Origin of the sequence: Methanolinea mesophila, assembly GCF_017873855.1 — an archaeon.
Taxonomy (GTDB): domain Archaea; phylum Halobacteriota; class Methanomicrobia; order Methanomicrobiales; family Methanospirillaceae; genus Methanolinea_B; species Methanolinea_B mesophila.
In genome coordinates this window covers 2,330,903-2,348,997 of record NZ_JAGGKR010000001.1, presented here as the reverse complement: position 1 = coordinate 2,348,997, position 18,095 = coordinate 2,330,903, and the positions used below count along the sequence as shown (strand labels likewise).

Here is an 18,095-nt window from a genome sequence, read left to right as displayed (position 1 = left end):
GTCACCCGGAGTCCGGGCATTCGGCGATGAGTTCCACAATCAGCACAGCGCCGTTCGCAAGGGATTCAACGAAATCCCGGGGTAAATCGCGGGCCGCGGCATTTGTCCGGATCCCGATGGTCCTTGCGCACACAAACTCACTCTTCCTCCACACGAGATCCGTGGGATGGGTCAGGCTGAGCCCGGGATCACCTGAGGAACGTATCTCGAGCTCGTGCCCTTCGCACCGCAGCCTTGTGGTCAGGACGGAATGGGGAGAGGTCATCACCGTCCGGAACTCGCTTCCGAGATCCGCCGCACTCCTGTCGGCGCCAACTCCGATGATGCAGTCTCCCTGCAGGGTCAGCTGATCTTCGCAGGTGACCTCGAAGGTGGTGCGATGCTGTGCGGTGATGTTTTTATGTCCTTTGCAGACGATCCGTTCCGTTGCCTTCATCCTTTTATATCACAGGTTCACCATTCTTATTAATGAATACAGAGGCCTGGTGCCCGACCTGCCGGGATATGCTTGAATGCGAAATCCTTGCCGATTCGAGGGACCTCCTGGTCAGATGCGGACAATGCGGTACGGTTTTCCATACCCCCCGCCATGAAGAGCCGGAACCAATAACGGTTAAAACCATAGTCAGCGAGGAGGGCGCTTCCAGGGTGTGCGGGATAGAGCTGTTCCCCGACGAGCTGTGCGAACTTGGCGATCATCATGTCGCCGGATGCGGGGAAGACTACATCGGTGTCGAGATCACGGGGATCGAAGCAGGGCCTAAGAGGCTCAAAAAGGCACCCGCAAAGGATATCTCCGCACTATGGACACGGAAGATAGAAGAAGTGGTAGTGCGGTTCTCGGTCCACGAAGGGTGGAAAACCATCCCCCTGGAGGCCGGTGTTGCCGGGGACACAATGTACGAGGTGGGAGCGGTCTACACAGTCGGGAAATGGAAGTTCAGGGTGGCGCAGATAAAGCTCAGGGACGGGGGAGTGCTCCGAAAAGAGGGGTACAGGACGGTTGCCAGCCGGATACGGCGTGTATACGGGTATCCTTTATAGATTCCCTTTTATAGATTCTTTTTTATTGCCGCTTCGAGCTCCTCCCTGTGGACAACCCCTTCGAAGCGTGCAACCACTTCACCGTCCCTGATCACCAGGACTGTCGGAGTGACGCGGAGATTGTACTGGGAGATATAAGAACGATTCTTCAGGGGATTTATCGCCTCGATCCTGATGTTCAAGGCCTTTTCTATCTCTTTATTGATGGGCTCCTGCTCCTGGCAGGCCATGCACCCTTCCTGGTAAAAACTGATCACCTGAAGTGCCATACCAAGAAAAGAGGGTCCGGAGTTATAAAAACCTCTGCCCCGGTTCAGCGGTTATTGATGCGCAGCACGTCGAGCTGGATCTGGGAATATCCAAAGTCGATGATCACGCCGTCCGCGGTCTTCTCTTTGATGTATCCGATCCTGTAGTAGTAGTTATCCGGTGTCGGCTGGGTGTCGTCCACGTTGATCTCCGGGTTCTTGGCGAAGTTCATGAGGACTTCGTCCCCTACCCGTGCGGTCGTATAGTTGCCCCCGATGCTCTGGAAGTTCTCGATGGTCATGTTCCAGGAAAGTCCGTCTTTGTCGGGGAAGGATACCACCTTGGTCTCCCCGTCCTTCATCCCTGCAATGGCACTGGCGAGAGAATTGTACTCGCTCGAAAAGATCCCGACCTGTGCGGTCCCGGTCGCGTCGGGGAAGGTGTAGACTACCGACCCGCTGGTGGAATTCACCGGGACGATGAGGTAATTGGTGAGGATGCAGAGCCTTCCCTGGTCAAGAGTGGCATTGAAGATCCGCGGATTCGAGGTCAGTACGGGCATGCCCTGGTTGTCCTGGATAGTATAGTCGATCATGACCGAATCGCCCGCGGATGCGGGGCGGAGCCCGGCGAGCCATCCCATGCCCAGCGAACTCAGAATCATGAAAATCACGAAACCTACCCCGAACACCACCATTAAGATTTTCGTGGAGTTCCAGGAGGTTTTTTTACCCTTCTGGCCCGATGTTTTCTTCTTATTCATCTGGAGTACCATCCGTCACGAATATTGATAAACATTCACTTACAGGACCGGACGATACCGGGATTTAACCGGTCGCGAACCACCTGCGGCTGATATATTCTCCCGCCGTGCATAGGTTAATTTTATCATTAAAGAACCGTAACTGGAGGCTAGTCCTTCGGGGCCCCGGCCCGGTCGGATCTACAGGAATGAGGTACTACCATGGCATGGAGACGAAGATATCCTTTCCACTGGATGTCGCGGGATATGGAAGACCTGATGCTCGATATGGAGCGCATGTGGGGGCCGACCGCCGTCAGGATCCTCCCTCCGGGGGGGATCGCCGACCGCATGCTTCCGGCCATCAGGGGAGAGTTCCGGGTGGATGTCCGGGACCTTGAAGAGGAGGTGATCGTAGTCGCAGACCTTCCCGGGCTGGAGAAAGAAGACATTTCCGTAAGCCTGATAAACCCCGTGACCCTGGAGATCGCTACATTCAGGAGAATGGAGAGCGAGGAGAGGGAGAAGGAATACTTTGTAAAAGAAAGGTTTTCCGGGTCGATGAAGAGAATTGTGGTCCTTCCCCGTGAAGTGAGCGAAGAACGGGCCAATGCCTCGTTCAAGAACGGTGTGCTCGAGATCCGGCTCAAAAAAGCGGCCGTAGACAAGGGGACAAGGATCCCCATCGAATAACCGGGCCTCCTTTTTTTCCCCGATGGCTTGATGGGTAAAAACCAACAAGTACTGATCCCATGGACAAGAAAAAGGTCAGGGATTACATGACCTACGATGTGGTGACCGTTGATGTACACGGAACCATAAAAGAGGTGATCGAGAAGATCCAGACCACGAAACACGACGGATTTCCGGTGGTCAACGGAAAGGAGGTGGTGGGATATATCGCTGCCAGGGATCTGCTCTTCGTCCCTCCCACCGCCCCGGTCGAGAAGGTGATGTCCCAGCACCTCATCGTGGCAGACCCTGACATGAGTATCAACGATGCCGCACGGGTGATATTCCGCTCGGGAATCCAGAAACTCCCGGTGGTCGACGAGAAAAATGTGCTTCTCGGGATCATCTCCAATACGGACGTCATCCGCTCCCAGATCGAGCATGTCTCACCGGAAAAGGTCTTTAATTTCATCACCACCCTCAAGAAACTCCACGGGGTCGAACCCGAGCTGAAGCGGGAGAGCGTTCCCATCAACGAACTCATCCCCACGCAGTCGAGGATTTATGAAGACGAGCTCGAGGGAAGGATGTACGAGATCAGGAAGGGCCTTGCGGAGCCCCTGATCGTGGTAAGGAGGCCGAACCGGCTGATACTCGTCGACGGGCACCACCGGGCGATCGCGGCGAAGAAGCTCGGGATCAAGACACTCGATGCTTATGTGATTGACGTGTGCGAGGATATCGAACTCGGGCTGGAAAGGACCGCAAAAGCGATGAACCTGCATTCTCTCGACGATATCCAGGTGATGGACTATGCCCGCCACCCCCTGGTCGCCGTCACTCACCGGCTGGTCCGGAGGGCCTAGGACCCCTCGCAGCGCAGGTCGTATTTCTCGTTAAGCACGTGCTCTTTTACGACGGTGCCCTGCGGCACCACCACTTCGGGCCAGAGCCGGGTCCGGGAATGGACCACCACGCTGTTCCTGAGCACCGCCCTCGGCCCTATCACAGTATCGTGCTCGAGGCTGCAATCGTCCCCGATGACCGTGTCATTATCGATGATCGACCCGGAGATCGTGGTATTCCTGCCTACCGTAACCCGATTGTAGACCGATGAGGAGAATATCTTGACGTCGTTCTTGATGTGGCAGTTGTCGCCGATACTCGTATAGGGGCCGATCAGAACACTGTCCCCGATCGTAGTTCCTTCTCCGATGGCTACCGGACCGATGACCCTTGAGTTGTAGCCCATGGAGAACGAGTTGCCCAGCATGACAGGCCCCTGAATCTGGCCGGAGCGGATGGTGAGATCCCCGGTGATGCTGGTGAACGGGATATCCTGCAACTTCCATTTCTCCGCCTGGCGGAGGGACCCGGGACTTCCCACGTCGGTCCAGTTCCCCCGGGCCAGCCACCCGGAGATTGTGTGGCCCTGTTCCATGAGTTTCGGGAAGAGGTCCCGGGCGAAATCGAACTTGGTGCCGGGCGGGATGTAATCGAATATCTCGGGACTGCAGACGTATATCCCGGTGCTGGCCAGGTTCGAGAATATCTCCCCCGGAGAAGGTTTCTCCTTGAACCGCTTGATCTGGTAGGAGACGTCGATCTCCGCGATGCCATACTCCGAAGGCTCGTCGATGCTTATCAGCCCGATGGAAAGGATCGATTTTTTCCTGTTGAATTCCCGGTAGAATTCCAACAGGTTGAGGTCGGTGACGTGGTCCCCCCCGACGACGAGAAAATTCTGGCCGTCGAGGAACTCCTGCGCATTTTTCACGCTTCCCGCGGTGCCGAGTTTGACCTCTTCGTGCACATAGGTCACATCTGCGCCGAAAAGCGACCCGTCGCCGAGGGCGGCCTCGATCGCATCCCCCATGTAGCCCAGAGTGACTACCACTTCACGAAACCCGAGGTTGGCGAGGTGGGCGACCAGGTGCTGGATTGAGGGGCGGTTCACGATGGGAATGCAGGGTTTGGGCCGCTCAAAGGTAAGCGGGCGGAGCCTCGTGCCCTCGCCCCCGCACATAATGCAGACCTTCATGCAAGAGGATGCGCTTCCATTTCTCATTAACCATAGTGAGGGACGCTTCTGCGGTATTGTTCCGGTACGGATTCTTCGAAATCCTCGCCCGGCAGGATTTTTATGCTCCCGCACCGTTGCGGGACCCATAAAAAAGAGTTATCACGATTCCTCAACTATGTACATACGCAATCATGGCCGAAACAGAACATCACGGTCTTTTCGGGCTTCGCCGGAACGAGCTGATCCTCTCGATCGCGGTCCCGGTATTCTCGTTCGGAGGGGCTGCACTTGCGTATTCCCTCCAGGCCTCGGGAGTGATCTCAGAAGCAGGCGACTTTTACTGGGGATCGGTGATCGCATCGATCCTGCTCGCATATCTCGCCTGGCTTAAACCTCGAAAGGACATCGTCTCGCTCCTGGCGCCATTTTATGCATTGATGATCTTTATCGTCCCCCTGGAGCTCCGGCCGAGCCTGCTGCTCCAGCTGCTGTTTGCCGCCAGCATCACGATCCTGATGATCAGGCTCAACGTTCGGTTTAATGTGCCTCGCACCAAAGTGACAGGAGAAGATCCCATGGAAAAATTTCTCTACAACTATATTACCAGGCTTTCCCCGCTATACCGGGGAATGGACCGGGTGACCGCTCATGAGATTGCCTCCGCGGTGCTCTCATTCAAGTTCGCCCTCTACCGGAAGGTGATTGCGAGCGCAGACAACGCGATCCGGAGACTCGACGCGACGCCTGAACATCGTGTCCTGAAAGCCGCCCTCGAAATTGTCAGGGACCGGTCGGACAACCTCGAGAATGCGAGGGTTTCGGGTTATTCACCGGTCATGTTCTCCCCTGACCAGGAGGACTATCTCGCCATCCGCCTCCCCCCGGACCAGGTCGAGGACAGGGACACGCTAATCCTGAACAATGCAATCCTCCTGCTCTACGCGGTGGCATACCTTGAATCTCCCGACGACGGGCAGGCACTCGACGAGCACCAGAACTTCCCGCTTCAGATCATCAGTTCTTATAAAGAGCAGCTCGGTCTCTGAACGATCCGCGGAGCGGGAGGATCCGGACCCGGACGGCGTCCGAACAGGGGGATCATTCATTTTTTCCCAAATTCAACCGGAACCTGGATGTATCCGGGGTCGCCTGCCAGAAAAATACCGCAGAATTAGTGTAAAATTAATATAATTACAGGGGACCCCGGTCGGGATTACAGGGAGTCCAGGCTGATAGTATTGAAATCCTGGACCATCTCGCCGACTTCCTTTACCCCGAACGCCGTCTGCACCACGTTCATCTCCAGCTGGAGGGCACAGTCGGCCATATAATCGAGAATATCTATGGAGAGCTCGCGTTGCTGCTTGCTCTTTTTCAACTGGTCGACAAGGAAGGTGACTTTTTCGGGGGATTCCATCCGGAGCTTCGCCAGGCTGATCACGCACATGTAGATACGGGTGAGATTCCTGTCGGTACCCGTTATAGTATCGAAGAAATTACGCAGGATTTGGGCCTGGAATATCTCGCCACCCATATTAATATTCAGTATAAACAGTCCTCATATTTAAGCTTAATGGGTAAACTACCGGATTATTGCCCCTGATGGGGGAAAAAGAGGTTATTTCGCGGCACTTACGATACGGACGATATCGCCTTCCCGCAGCTCGTAGGTATCTTTGATGCGCATCTTGGTCCTGGCATCTACCGCGTACAGGAAACGTTCACCGATATCGGTGTGCACCTGGAAGGCAAGGTCGCGGGGGGTCGATCCCTTTTTCATCAGGAACGCGTCGGGGAGCACCCTCCCTCTGCTGTCAGAGAACTTATGCTCGTCCTCGACCGGGTACACCACGATCATATCCAGCAGGGTGTGAACGGTATAATTTATCGCCTGCTGGACACCGGTCCCTTTGAACTTTGCCATATACTCCGATATCTTCGCGAGGCCTGCTTTCTGGGGCGGGGTGAGCGCTCCCTCGTTCGCTACCGAGAACACGGGGTCCCCCGGCAGGTAACGGATCAGGTTCGCCGCCGCCGCATTCCGCAATGCGAGCTCGCCGGCGGCGCTTGCAGGTATCGCTCCTCCCGCAACAAGTTTCTCGAGCATCGCGGGCGGGGCCTGGTCGGCCTTGTTGGCCACTGGCACCATGGGTTTTGAGATCTTCATGATCTCCCTGCAGAACATGATCAGTTCCTGTTCGCCGGCATGCGAGAGCTCGATCCCCGCGGAAACCTCGGCATCCCTCACCTCTTCGGGAGAGATTCCAAGCCCGGTGAGCACGTCCGAGACCCCGTTATAGAGAGAATAGGTCTTGCTCTGTGCCTGGCGCTGCAGTTTGGCCCAGTGCTTGTCCAGGATGCCGTAGATCCACATGGTCATCTCGAACCCGAGGAACTCGATATCCCCGAGCGGGTTGTGGCTCCCGATATCCACGGGGTTTCCTTCGCTGTCGGTGGCGCCGCTCGCATCCACGATATGGATTATCGCATCTGCCTGGCGGAGGTTGTCCAGGAACTGGTTCCCGAGCCCCCTTCCCTTGTGAGCCTCGGGGACAAGGCCTGCCACGTCGATGAGATTAACGGGTACGAAACGGACCCCGTCGGTGCAGTTACCGCACTGCAGGTCAAGGCCCCTGCAGGGACAGGCGGTACGGATATAGGCCACTCCGAAGTTGGCATCGATAGTGGTGAACGGATAGTTCGCGATCTCGGCATGAGCCATTGTTGCGGCCCGAAAGAAAGTCGATTTCCCGCAGTTCGGCTTTCCTGCCAGGGCAAGAGTGATCATAGCAATTCCCTTTAAGTGATTGGTTTATTAATATTGATACTATGTCGTTTGAGGTCAGGAAAACCTATTATTTTGCTGCTCCCGGCCCTGAAAACACCAGGGACTGCGCACGTTTCGCGCTCGAGAGGGCCAGGGAACTCGGGCTCTCCCGGGTGGTGGTCGCGAGCACTTCCGGCGCGACCGCGGAGATCTTCCATGAGGTGCTGAAAGGGACCGGGGTCTCCCTGGTCGTCGTGAGCCACGTGGTAGGGTTCTCCCGGCCAGGCGAATGGGAGTTCAGGAAAAATGCTGCGGACATGCTCCGGAAAGAAGGGGTGACCATCGTCACCGGTACTCATGCGCTCTCCGGCGTGGAGAGGGCATTCTCCCGTTCGGGGAAGGTGGGTGGAGGTTCGCGATCCGAGGCCGTCGCTGAGGCGCTTCGCCGCGTTGTTGCGGTCGGGCTGAAGGTCGCCGTCGAGTGCGTGCTGATCGCCGCGGACCAGGGCGCGATACCTGTCGACGAGGAGGTTGTTGCCGTCGGGGGGACCGCGAGCGGGGCCGATACCGTCGTGGTTATCAGGCCGGCTCACACCTCCACGTTCTTCGACCTCCAGGTACGCGAGATCGTGGCCATGCCGCGGGTGCGGTGACCGATGATCGGGTCTGCATTCGGAAGGGCGATCAGGCTCCTGGCAGCGAACCCGTTGCTGTGGATACCGGGTCTGGCCGCCGGGCTTTTTGTCGCAGTCGACATTGTCTTACAGTTTACCCTCGGGCTTTTCACGGCACAGAGGCTGTTCATCCTGGAGCTGGTCGCGATGCCCTTTTTCATGGGAGGCATGCTCCAGGTCCTTGGCGGGGACGCGAGGGACAGCGCTACATTTCTGAAGGGGATGAGAGAGAACTATTTCCGCATCATCCTCCCGCTGGTGATCATCGTCCTCGCGATACTCATCACCGTGATCCTCATCTCCATACCGGTCGGACTCGTGACACAGGGAGCAAATATCGGGCTCCTCGGGGTGGCATTCTTCGGGAGCGCGATACCTATCGGATTTTTCACCATGTTCTTCGATAACGTCGCGGTGTTCGAGCGGACAAAAGTCTTTGAGTCGATCCGTAGGAGCGTCGAGGTCGTCCTCCGAAACCCCGGCGCCTCGCTCGGATTTCTTTTTGGATCCCTCATTGCCGGCGGGATCATCGTGTTCGGCCTCATGATCGCCTGGACAGGGATACTCTACGACCAGCTGCTGCCCCTGACCCAGCTTTCACCCGAAGAAGTCCAGCAGATCACGCTGGAAAGCATCAACCAGCTCCTGGGCTTTGAGGGGATCCTGATCACCGCGGCACTCGCATTCGTGGGCATCACCCTCGTGTTCTCGATCCTGTATACCTTCAAAGCAACACTCTTCAAGGCCATTGCAGAAACCACCCCCGGGACCAGTGAAGTCCCCGCAGAGGGAGAATTCGACAGCAAGGGCCGATGGTACAAATATACCTGACATCCTTTTTTTGTATCTGCTCGTTCCGGGCATGGGTTCACTCCCTGAACGCAACAGGAATCTACAGAATTTCTTTTTAAGCCCGCGGGGATGAACCCCTTCCTCCGGAACGCCCCGGAGAGAACGGACCCGGGGAGCATGCCAAATACTGTTGCACGCGAGTTACGATGCCTTTATCCGGAATCCGCACTGTTGAACACGGGGATTGCATACTATCCCGCCGCTATTCTGAGCGGAATCGACGATTGTCCCATCCCGAACATACCGTGAGAATTGTTCCCTACGAAGAGAAAAAGCAGTCTGAAAGTCAGGAATCTCTGTTGCGCGTCTCTTACAGGAAATAGGCGAACACCATTGCGACAATCCCCCCTCCCGCGGTCGCGATGAGGTTCGTGCCTGCATTCCCTATGTATCCCCGGTTCTCCAGAAGTGCCCCCGCAACGCTGTCGATATTGGTCCCTATAAACCCTGCCAGGACACAGATCCCTGCCACCGGGAGGGTTATCACTCCCATGAGGTAGGCAGAGAGGGAGACGATCACCGCACCGATGAGGGAGACTCCTTCTCCGAGCAGGGTGACACCCCCGTTCGTCCCGGTAGGGACTTTTTTGAAGGTGGTGATCAGGTAGGGCCTTCCTCCGCATACCCCGATCTCTGATGCCATGGTATCAGCGGCCGCCGTGGCAACGCTTCCCACGAAGAGCGCGAGAAATATGGTATCCTGTGATACTCCCCATAATACCGCGGCGGCGAGTCCCACGCTCCCGTTCGCGAATACGTTGAGGTATCCCCGGGCACCTCCGTGGGACTGTTCGACTCCCATTTTGAGCTTGTACTCGTACTTCCACCGGGTCGAGACCGCACCAAGGATGAAGAAGACCAGCATCACCAGGAACCACCGCACATCCGCGAACACTATCAGGACCACCCCGACAAGCGCCCCTGAAAAAAGACCGCTTACGTCCGCCGCCTTGAACCGGTAGGAAAAATACCCGAAAGAGAACGCGATTATCACCGCGAGCGCGATGAGGGTTAAATTCGCCTGGTAGTTGAGTTCGTCGATCAGGAACATGGTCATCGCGATTCCCATCGCCTCGAGCATCATGGCGTCATCGCGTTCCTTTAATATGGCCTTGAGGAGCACCGCGACGATTATCCCGAAGAGAACGACCAGGGGTGCGATGATGTCCAGGTACAGCATGACCAGGGTGCATCCCACCAGTGTCGCGGACGTGTAGAGGAGATAAGAGTACAGTTTCTCGAGCCCTCCCCGGAAGGCGAGCTCGCCGATCACCAGGATTGTCAGGGTGCAGCAGAAGACCAATAGCGGGAGAATCCCGATACCATAGAGCACTGCGACCGGGATGAGGGCGAGGCCGAGGTTCCGTGTGTTCCTGATCAGGAGCAGGAGAAGGGAAAACGGAACTATGATCACTGCAAGGAACCATGGCGGCTGGACGACCGGTGCTGCGAGCACGAATACGAGGGTGAGCAGGACTGCGATCCTGTCGCCGGGATGGTTCAGCATTGAGGAGATCAGTTTGCGCTCCGTTAAAAAATGCTTATCTCTCGCGCACCGGGGGAATTTTCCGGGCGGTATAAAGTTTTCCGGCGGAACGCAGGAATATCCACCCGGAATCGCACCGGGCCTTCGAACAGTATATGTCATTCCAGAGCAGATAATAAAGAAATGTCACCCTCACGGGATCTCCCCAAAAACTATGACTTCGCCGAGGTGGAGGGGCGTTGGCAGAGTGTCTGGCGTGACGAGGATCATTTTTTTGATCCCGGCTCCGAAAAACCGCCGTTCGTGATCGATACGCCCCCACCCTACCCCACAGGGAGCTTCCACATCGGAAATGCGTTCAACTGGTGTTATATCGATTTTCTTGCCCGTTACAAGCGGATGTGCGGATACAACGTGATGTTCCCGCAGGGATGGGACTGTCACGGGCTCCCCACCGAGGTAAAAGTAGAGGAGATCCACGGGATCACCAAAAACGATGTCCCGCGTGACGAATTCCGCCGGATGTGCAGGGAACTCACCCTTGGAAATATCGAGAAGATGAGGAAGACCCTGCGGAGAATGGGATTTTCCGTGGACTGGAGCCACGAGTATATCACCATGCTCCCGGCATACTACCGGAAAACCCAGCTCTCGTTCCTGCGAATGGCGAACTCCGGGTATATCTACCAGAGCGAACACCCGGTGAATTTCTGCACGCGATGCGAGACTGCCATCGCCTTTGCGGAGGTATCCTACGAGGATCGGGAGACCGTGCTCAACTTCTTCGATTTCGACGGGGTGGAGATCGCGACCACCAGGCCGGAACTTCTCGCGGCGTGCGTCGCCGTCGCTGTGCATCCCGGGGACGAACGGTATACCGGCCTTCAGGGAAGGAGCCTGAAGGTGCCCATCTTCTGCCACGAGGTGCCTGTTATCGCCGATGAAGCCGTGGATCCCGGGTTCGGGTCCGGTGCAGTCATGATCTGTACCTTCGGGGATAAGCAGGATGTCCACTGGTGGAAGCAGCACTCGCTCGACCTTCGGAAGGCCATCGACAAGTCCGGGAGAATGACCGCGATCGCGGGGAAGTACGCCGGGATGAAACCCGACGAATGTCGTAAAGCCATCCTTGCGGACATGGTGGCAGGCAGGATCCTGAAGAGGTCCGAGCCCCTCCAGCAGCGGGTGGGCACCTGCTGGCGGTGCAAAACCCCCATCGAGATCCTCTCCGAGCGGCAGTGGTTCGTGAAGATCGTCCCCCCCGAGATCATGGCCGCGGCAAAAGAAGTTGCCTGGAACCCACCGCACATGTTCCTCCGCATGGAAAACTGGGTGGACCAGATGGAATGGGACTGGTGCATCTCCCGGCAGAGGATCTTTGCCACCCCCATCCCGGTCTGGTTCTGTGCGAAATGCGGGGGGATGATCCTCCCCGACGAAGCCGATCTTCCCATTGATCCGACCACCGACAAGCCCCGCGCTCCCTGCCCTTCATGCGGGTCGGATGAGGTCATCGGCGAGGAGGACGTACTGGACACCTGGATGGACTCTTCGATATCGGTGCTGAACGTCACCGGGTGGGACGGGAGCGGGGTACCCGGGATCTTCCCCGCCCAGATACGGCCACAGGGGCATGACATCATACGGACCTGGGCGTTCTATACAATCCTGCGCTCGGTTGCCCTGACCGGGAAACGCCCCTGGGATGAGATCCTGATCAACGGCATGGTCCTCGGGGAAGACGGATTCAAGATGAGCAAGAGCCGGGGGAACATCATCTCCCCCGAGGAGATCGTGAAGGAGTACGGTGCGGATGCCCTCCGGCAATGGGCTGCGGCGGGAGCAGCCACCGGATCGGACATCATGTTCAACTGGAACGACGTGGTCTCCGCGTCACGGTTCCAGACCAAGCTCTGGAACATCGCCAGGTTCATTCTGTTGCAGCTGGAACGAAAAGCGTTCGATGCTGATGCCCCGTATTCGGCACTTGCGGACCGGTGGCTCATGGCACGTCTTTCCGTCACGGTCGATGAAGTCACCGATGCGATCGACCACTACCAGTTCGACCGGGCGCTGAAGGGCATCAGGGAGTTTGCCTGGGACGTCCTGGCCGACAACTATATCGAACTGGTGAAAGGCCGGCTGTATTCCGATGAGCCCGGGAGGGACGGGGCATGCAGAGCGCTCACTGCCGCGCTCGACACCCTGTGCCGGATGATGGCCCCCTACACCCCGCACTTCGCAGAGGAGTGTTATTCGTTCCTGGACCGGGGAAGCGTACATAAGACCTCCTGGCCGGAGGCTGCCGCTCCCGATCGGGCATCTCTCGAAGAAGGTGAGATGCTGGTGAAGCTCGTCTCCGAACTTCGCCGTTACAAACATGAGAACGGCATGGCGCTCAATGCCCCGATGGGGAAGATCACGGTCTTTTCACCCCTGCCCATGGACGATTCCGGTGATATGGCACGTACCCTGAATGCCGAGGTCATCTGGCGGTCAGGGGTCGCGAAACTTGAAAAAGCGCTCACCGGGGTGCAGTTTAACATGGGCGTGATCGGTCCCCTCTTCCGGAAGGAGGCGAAGGCCTATATGGACGCGATACAACGGCTCCCCGCGGACCTGCAGGAGAACCCGCCGCGCTCCGTGATGGTCAACGGCACCGAAGTAATGGTCCCCGAGAACTCGTTCTCGCTCCAGTATTCCTACATGGTCGAAGGAGAGAAAGTTGACCTGGTCACCGTCGGGGACCTCATCGTGACGGTCCGGAAAAGTTCCTGACTGCCCTGGAAATCAGACCCCGGATCTCTTCTTTTTCCAGTTCCGCATCGATGACTACGAACCGGGCGGGTTCTTCGCGGGCAAGCGAGAGATAATTTTCCTGAACCTTTTCGAGAAAGTCCTGGTCCTCGAAATGTTCCCGGGTCCTGCCGTCTCCGATACGGGAGAGCGCGATCTCGACCGGGAGGACCAGCAGGAACGTGTGGTCCGGTCGAATACTCCATCCACGGTGAACATCGCGAAGCCACTGGAGGGGATCGGGGATCACCCCCTCGAGAGTCGCGCTCTGGTAGGCAAACCTGCTGTCGGTATACCGGTCTGATATCACCAGCGCTCCGTACTCGAGCGCAGGACGAATCACCTGGTCAAGGTGGGCGGCGTGGTCTGCGGCAAACAAAAGGGCTTCGGCCACCGGGTCGATGCGGAGCGCGACTGCTTTCCGCACCTGTTCCCCGATCCAGGTGGAACCGGGTTCCCGTGTGAATACCGGGGAGAGATCCCGGAGGTCTTCTTTCAACCCTTCGATCAACGAGCTTTTCCCGCTCCCGTCGATCCCCTCGAGGGTGATCAGCATGGATGCCCCCTCCGGAGCCATTCAAGCGGAATAGCTCCTTTGTGAACCGCGGTTGCGACGATCGCACCGTCGAAACCCGCGTCTTTCAGTCGCTGCAGGTCCTGCGGGGCCCTGACCCCTCCCCCATAGAGCAGCGTGCCTGGAAAAAGACTGCGGTAGTGATCGAGCATGTTCCGGTCCTCTACACCGGTGCCGGTCCCGACCGAACTTATCATGAGGAGGATGCATCCCCGGAATCCCTGATCCGCAGCATTCCGGAGGAGGTCTCCCGGGTCCCCCCCTCCCGGGATTACGTTGCTGTTCCTGATGTCGATGCTCAGGAAGTGATCCCGGTAAACGGCGAGATCGGCGCCCGCGGTCTCCGTGCCGACGACGTTTATGACGTTTTGGATGTCCACCAGGTCACGGGTGGATCTCACTCCGCGGTCCAGGTAGCACCGTTCCACTCCCGATACGCAGGACCTGATCAGCGCGGCATCGAAAATACGACCTTCGATGCTATCAAGGTCGGCGATATAGAGGTATTTCGGGCGCATGAACTCAAGGTATCGGGGGGGGTCTGCCGAAGGCGCCAGTCCCCAGGTCAGGGGCGTATAGGAGCTGCGGTTTCCGCTTTTCCCCTGTACGACCAGGCCGCCCAGCAAATCCATTGCCAGTATCAAATCCATAAGATAGCGTAATCACTATTAGTTTACAGGATCATTAAATCCTATGCGATTGCTGGTCAGCCCAAGGGATATCGAAGAGGCGAGACGGTCTCTTGCTGCTGATATCGTGGATGTCAAACGACCGAAAGAAGGATCTCTCGGCGCCAATTTTCCGTGGGTGATCCGGGCGATCAAGGATCTCTCGTCCAAACCGGTGAGCGCTGCCATCGGGGATTTTGATTTCAAGCCCGGGGGGGCCGCACTCGCCGCATATGGGGCGGCATGTGCGGGTGCAGACTATATCAAGGTCGGCCTGATGTTCGACGGTGCCGCGAGGGCGGGTGAATTCATCCAGGGTGTGGTCAGGGCGGTAAAAGACGAATTTCCCGAGAAATACGTTGTCATCGCCGCATATTCCGACTGGGAAAGGCTCGGCTCCATATCCCCGTTCGCCATGGTCCCTCTTGCCGCCAGGGAAGGAGCGGACGTGGTGATGGTGGACACCGGGATTAAAGACGGAAGAAGTACTCTTGAGTTTATGAACGAGGACGCGCTCTCCGAATTTAACCAGCTGGCCCATGACGCAGGGCTTATGACCGCCCTTGCGGGATCCCTGAAGTTCGAGGACCTCCCTCTTTTGAAACGGGTCAACCCCACCATCATCGGGGTCAGGGGAATGGTCTGTGGCGGGGACCGTGAATCTGCGATCAGGGAGGAGCTCGTCCACGAACTCATCGCGAAGGTAAGGTGAGGTATGTATCTTGAAAAACTGCAGATACCGCTTGCGCTGACATTCGATGACGTCCTCCTCGAGCCTGCGGAGTCCTGGGTGGAACCGAACGAAGCGAACACGAGGTCGAGGTTCTCCCGGAATATCCCGATAAACATCCCCTTGGTCAGCTCGGCCATGGATACGGTTACCGAAGGCTCGATGGCGGTGGCCCTTGCACGGGAAGGCGGCATCGGGGTTATCCACAGGAACATGTCCGCCGAGCAGGAGGCGGAGGAGATCACCCTGGTCAAGCAGGTGGAGGAGCTCATCGAGAGAAGGGTCCTCTCCGTCGGTCCTGACGCCCTTGTCTCCGAGGTCGAGCGCCTGATGAACGAGCACCAGATCGGGGGCGTCCCGGTGCTCGAGGACGGGAAGATCGTGGGGATCGTCTCCCGGAGAGACTTGAGGGGGATCGTCTCCCGGAGGGGGCAGGAGAGCATCCGGGCCATCATGACCCGCGAACCGATTACCGCGGGGGAGGATATCAGCATGGAGGAGGCGCTCGAAGTCATGTACACCAACAAGGTGGAGCGGCTCCCGGTGGCGGACCATGACGGGCGTCTTATCGGGATCATCACCATGCAGGACATCCTGGAGAAGAAACAGTATCCGAATGCGAGCAGGGACCCGTGCGGCAAGTTAAGGGTAGCGGCCGCGGTAGGGCCGTTCGACTTCGAACGCGCCATGCTCCTCGACCAGACCGGGGTCGACGCACTGGTAGTCGACTGCGCTCACGGTCACAACATGAACGTGGTGAAAGCGGTCCGCGACATCAAGGCCAGTGCAAGGGCGGACGTGGTGGCAGGGAACATCGCCACCGCCAAGGCCGCTTCCACCCTGATGGGGACCGTGGATGCCCTGAAAGTGGGGATTGGGCCGGGGTCCATCTGCACCACGAGGATCGTCGCCGGGGTAGGGGTCCCCCAGATCACTGCGATCGCGAATGTCGCGGAGATGGCGAAAGAAATCGACCTCCCGGTCATCGCCGACGGAGGAATCCGCTATAGCGGGGATGTGGCCAAGGCGATCGCTTCAGGCGCCGACTCGGTGATGATCGGGAGTCTTTTCGCCGGGACCGACGAGTCCCCGGGGAGGGTTATCACCATGAAAGGCCGCCGCTATAAGCAGTACAGGGGAATGGGGTCTTTGGGTGTAATGAGCAGTGGTGTCTCCAGCGACCGGTACTTCCAGAAGAAGGAGATCGGCAGTACCAAGTACGTGCCCGAGGGCGTGGAAGGAGTGACCCCCTACGTGGGCAAGGTCTCCGACGTGATCTACCAGCTGATCGGAGGTCTCAAATCAGCAATGGGGTACACCGGATCGAAAGGGATCGCGGAGATGCACTCAAAAACGAAGTTTATCCACATCACCCACGCGGGATACACGGAGAGCCATCCCCACAACATCCTGATCACGGATGAGGCCCCGAATTACCGGTTGACTGAGTAACTCTGAATATTTCTTTTTCGTTTTTTTCACAAAATCCTGTGTTCCTATACATTATACAGGGACTACTCATGGATTACCATCGATTTCTGAGTTTGATTTAAATATTATCAGCACTAACATAAAGTTATTAATGCTCGACCATGTTGAGGTAGCCCGTATCCTCGACATACTGGGGAATCGGAACAGAAGGCGGATTATCGACCTGCTCAGGCAGAAGCCCTGTTTTGTCACGGAGATCTCGGACAGGCTCATGCTTTCGCCGAAAGCGGTGATAGAGCACCTGCAGATGATGGAACGGGAGGAGATCCTCTCGTTCAGGCTTGACGAGCGGAGGCGAAAATATTACTTCCTCGCAAATGATATCAACATCGTCGTCAGCCTCAACCGGATGGAGACCGGCGACCGTTCCCGGGCCGACGATAAGACCCTGCGATTGAGGCTCTCCCTCCTGAAACTGAAGAAACTGGTCACTACACGGGACGATGTGGCAACGAACCTGCTCCATCTGGACCAGGACATCGATGCGCAGATCAAGGAGGTGGTCCAGCTTGGGAAAACCGTCTTCTCCGGCGGGCTCGATACGGAACTCGCCATCGCCCTGGCCCATTACGACCTTACCCTCGGAGAACTGGAAGAGGTCACCAGTATCCCCCCGGACGCCCTCAAAGAGCGGCTTGATATGCTGAAGAAACAGAGACTGATCGAGCAGAAAGGAGATACGTTCCGGCTCTGTGGTGCCCATGCCGAATAGCCCATACGACGATTTCTTAAAAAACCTGGCAAAAATGGTCGAGGATGTTATCAGGAACATGCCCGAAGGAGATTCTGCGAGGTTCATCGGGTGCACCATCATCTCGGGGGCCCCCGGAGACCTTCCCGAGCAGTTCGTCCCGGTGCAGGGTGCCGGCGAAGATCTGCACTACGAGCTGATCGAGACAGAAGACCGGGTATTCATCACCGCAGAGATCCCTCCGGGCATTCGTAGTGCAGTATATGCCGATATCAAGCCGACCCGGGTGGAGATCGTACACGGTGAGAAACGGACCGGGATCGAGCTTGACAGCCCGGTGGACCTCATCCACAGCTTCTACCAGGTCCGTCACGGGGTCATGGATATCATCCTCAAGAAAGGCCCGACGAAAGCCGATTGGCAGGCAAAGTTCTGACCTGTCCGCTTTGCTTTGATGCTCCGGGGTTACGCCCCGCTGCTGCGACGGCCTGACTGCATGCGCCCGGACTGTCGGAAGTCCAGGCTCTTTTTTCGTGGTAATATTGAGCGATGTCAGTCAGGATTACCTTATTTCCGAGATATCTCCCGAGGAGTTGCCACGATCGGGGAAAGCCCCCGGCTCGCCATGCCAAAAAA

20 protein-coding genes are annotated in these 18,095 nt (G+C 57.3%); 11 read left to right on the top strand and 9 right to left on the bottom strand.

Features of this window, described 5'->3' with window-relative positions:
* Position 1 precedes the first annotated feature (1 nt).
* On the bottom strand, positions 2–436 hold the full coding sequence (locus J2741_RS11270; protein WP_209675343.1) for a DUF371 domain-containing protein: 435 nt from the start codon (positions 434–436) through the stop codon (positions 2–4).
* 32 nt (positions 437–468) lie between these two features.
* Here J2741_RS11270 and J2741_RS11265 point away from each other — a divergent pair, with 32 nt between their 5' ends.
* Complete coding sequence (locus J2741_RS11265; RefSeq protein WP_209675342.1) at positions 469–1,044, top strand: HVO_0476 family zinc finger protein; 576 nt, start codon at positions 469–471, stop codon at positions 1,042–1,044.
* Between the two features lie 8 nt (positions 1,045–1,052).
* Here the strand turns inward: J2741_RS11265 and J2741_RS11260 are convergent, their stop codons facing one another.
* Both J2741_RS11260 and J2741_RS11255 read right to left on the bottom strand, forming a co-directional pair.
* On the bottom strand, positions 1,053–1,313 hold the full coding sequence (locus J2741_RS11260; protein WP_209675341.1) for a thioredoxin family protein: 261 nt from the start codon (positions 1,311–1,313) through the stop codon (positions 1,053–1,055).
* Between the two features lie 44 nt (positions 1,314–1,357).
* Positions 1,358–2,056: a hypothetical protein gene (locus J2741_RS11255; RefSeq protein WP_209675340.1), complete on the bottom strand. Its 699-nt coding sequence runs from the start codon at positions 2,054–2,056 to the stop codon at positions 1,358–1,360.
* 201 nt (positions 2,057–2,257) lie between these two features.
* Here J2741_RS11255 and J2741_RS11250 point away from each other — a divergent pair, with 201 nt between their 5' ends.
* Positions 2,258–2,728, top strand: a complete 471-nt coding sequence (locus J2741_RS11250) for an Hsp20/alpha crystallin family protein (protein ID WP_209675339.1) — start codon at positions 2,258–2,260, stop codon at positions 2,726–2,728.
* A gap of 59 nt (positions 2,729–2,787) precedes the next feature.
* Positions 2,788–3,573: a CBS domain-containing ParB/RepB/Spo0J family partition protein gene (locus J2741_RS11245; RefSeq protein ID WP_209675338.1), complete on the top strand. Its 786-nt coding sequence runs from the start codon at positions 2,788–2,790 to the stop codon at positions 3,571–3,573.
* Here the strand turns inward: J2741_RS11245 and J2741_RS11240 are convergent.
* Entirely contained in the window at positions 3,570–4,748 is a 1,179-nt protein-coding gene (locus tag J2741_RS11240; protein WP_245249511.1) for a sugar phosphate nucleotidyltransferase, read from the bottom strand. The two genes, J2741_RS11245 and J2741_RS11240, sit on opposite strands and share 4 nt — an antisense overlap.
* Positions 4,749–4,921: 173 nt before the next feature.
* On the opposite strand from J2741_RS11240, the gene J2741_RS11235 reads away from it, so the two are divergent.
* Positions 4,922–5,776, top strand: a complete 855-nt coding sequence (locus tag J2741_RS11235; RefSeq protein WP_209675337.1) for a hypothetical protein — start codon at positions 4,922–4,924, stop codon at positions 5,774–5,776.
* Positions 5,777–5,943: 167 nt separating this feature from the next.
* On the opposite strand, the gene J2741_RS11230 is transcribed toward J2741_RS11235, so the two are convergent.
* Both J2741_RS11230 and J2741_RS11225 read right to left on the bottom strand, forming a co-directional pair.
* A complete protein-coding gene (locus tag J2741_RS11230) occupies positions 5,944–6,264 on the bottom strand; it encodes a hypothetical protein (RefSeq protein WP_209675336.1) in 321 nt (106 codons plus the stop codon).
* Positions 6,265–6,348: 84 nt separating this feature from the next.
* On the bottom strand, positions 6,349–7,518 hold the full coding sequence (locus J2741_RS11225) for a redox-regulated ATPase YchF (protein ID WP_209675335.1): 1,170 nt from the start codon (positions 7,516–7,518) through the stop codon (positions 6,349–6,351).
* A gap of 41 nt (positions 7,519–7,559) precedes the next feature.
* Here J2741_RS11225 and J2741_RS11220 point away from each other — a divergent pair, with 41 nt between their 5' ends.
* Both J2741_RS11220 and J2741_RS11215 read left to right on the top strand, forming a co-directional pair.
* On the top strand, positions 7,560–8,150 hold the full coding sequence (locus J2741_RS11220) for a pyruvate kinase alpha/beta domain-containing protein (RefSeq protein ID WP_209675334.1): 591 nt from the start codon (positions 7,560–7,562) through the stop codon (positions 8,148–8,150).
* Positions 8,151–8,153: 3 nt separating this feature from the next.
* Positions 8,154–9,002: a DUF7847 domain-containing protein gene (locus J2741_RS11215; RefSeq protein WP_209675333.1), complete on the top strand. Its 849-nt coding sequence runs from the start codon at positions 8,154–8,156 to the stop codon at positions 9,000–9,002.
* 331 nt (positions 9,003–9,333) lie between these two features.
* Here the strand turns inward: J2741_RS11215 and J2741_RS11210 are convergent, their stop codons facing one another.
* Positions 9,334–10,530 carry a TIGR00297 family protein gene (locus J2741_RS11210; RefSeq protein ID WP_209675332.1) on the bottom strand — a complete coding sequence of 399 codons (1,197 nt, stop codon included), beginning with the start codon at positions 10,528–10,530 and terminating at the stop codon, positions 9,334–9,336.
* A 162-nt stretch (positions 10,531–10,692) separates the two neighbouring features.
* Between J2741_RS11210 and J2741_RS11205 the strand changes: the two genes are divergently transcribed.
* Positions 10,693–13,287, top strand: a complete 2,595-nt coding sequence (locus J2741_RS11205) for a valine--tRNA ligase (protein ID WP_209675331.1) — start codon at positions 10,693–10,695, stop codon at positions 13,285–13,287.
* Here the strand turns inward: J2741_RS11205 and tmk are convergent.
* The gene (gene tmk / locus J2741_RS11200) at positions 13,259–13,861 is read right to left on the bottom strand and encodes a dTMP kinase (RefSeq protein ID WP_209675678.1); all 603 of its coding nucleotides are present in this window, start codon (positions 13,859–13,861) and stop codon (positions 13,259–13,261) included. The two genes, J2741_RS11205 and tmk, sit on opposite strands and share 29 nt — an antisense overlap.
* Positions 13,855–14,511, bottom strand: coding sequence for a HisA/HisF-related TIM barrel protein (locus J2741_RS11195; protein WP_245249509.1), 657 nt, complete (start codon positions 14,509–14,511; stop codon positions 13,855–13,857). Before J2741_RS11195 ends, tmk begins: the two co-directional genes overlap by 7 nt.
* 61 nt (positions 14,512–14,572) lie before the next feature.
* On the opposite strand from J2741_RS11195, the gene J2741_RS11190 reads away from it, so the two are divergent.
* The 4 genes from J2741_RS11190 to J2741_RS11175 all read left to right on the top strand — a co-directional run bounded on the left by J2741_RS11190 (position 14,573) and on the right by J2741_RS11175 (position 17,895).
* Positions 14,573–15,259 carry a (5-formylfuran-3-yl)methyl phosphate synthase gene (locus tag J2741_RS11190; protein WP_209675329.1) on the top strand — a complete coding sequence of 229 codons (687 nt, stop codon included), beginning with the start codon at positions 14,573–14,575 and terminating at the stop codon, positions 15,257–15,259.
* 3 nt (positions 15,260–15,262) lie between these two features.
* Positions 15,263–16,729, top strand: a complete 1,467-nt coding sequence (guaB, locus tag J2741_RS11185; RefSeq protein ID WP_209675328.1) for an IMP dehydrogenase — start codon at positions 15,263–15,265, stop codon at positions 16,727–16,729.
* 130 nt (positions 16,730–16,859) lie between these two features.
* Positions 16,860–17,480 (top strand): ArsR/SmtB family transcription factor, encoded by a 621-nt coding sequence (locus J2741_RS11180; RefSeq protein WP_209675327.1) that lies wholly within the window; start codon positions 16,860–16,862, stop codon positions 17,478–17,480.
* A complete protein-coding gene (locus tag J2741_RS11175; protein ID WP_209675326.1) occupies positions 17,470–17,895 on the top strand; it encodes an Hsp20/alpha crystallin family protein in 426 nt (141 codons plus the stop codon). Before J2741_RS11180 ends, J2741_RS11175 begins: the two co-directional genes overlap by 11 nt.
* The last annotated feature ends 200 nt before the right edge of the window (positions 17,896–18,095 follow it).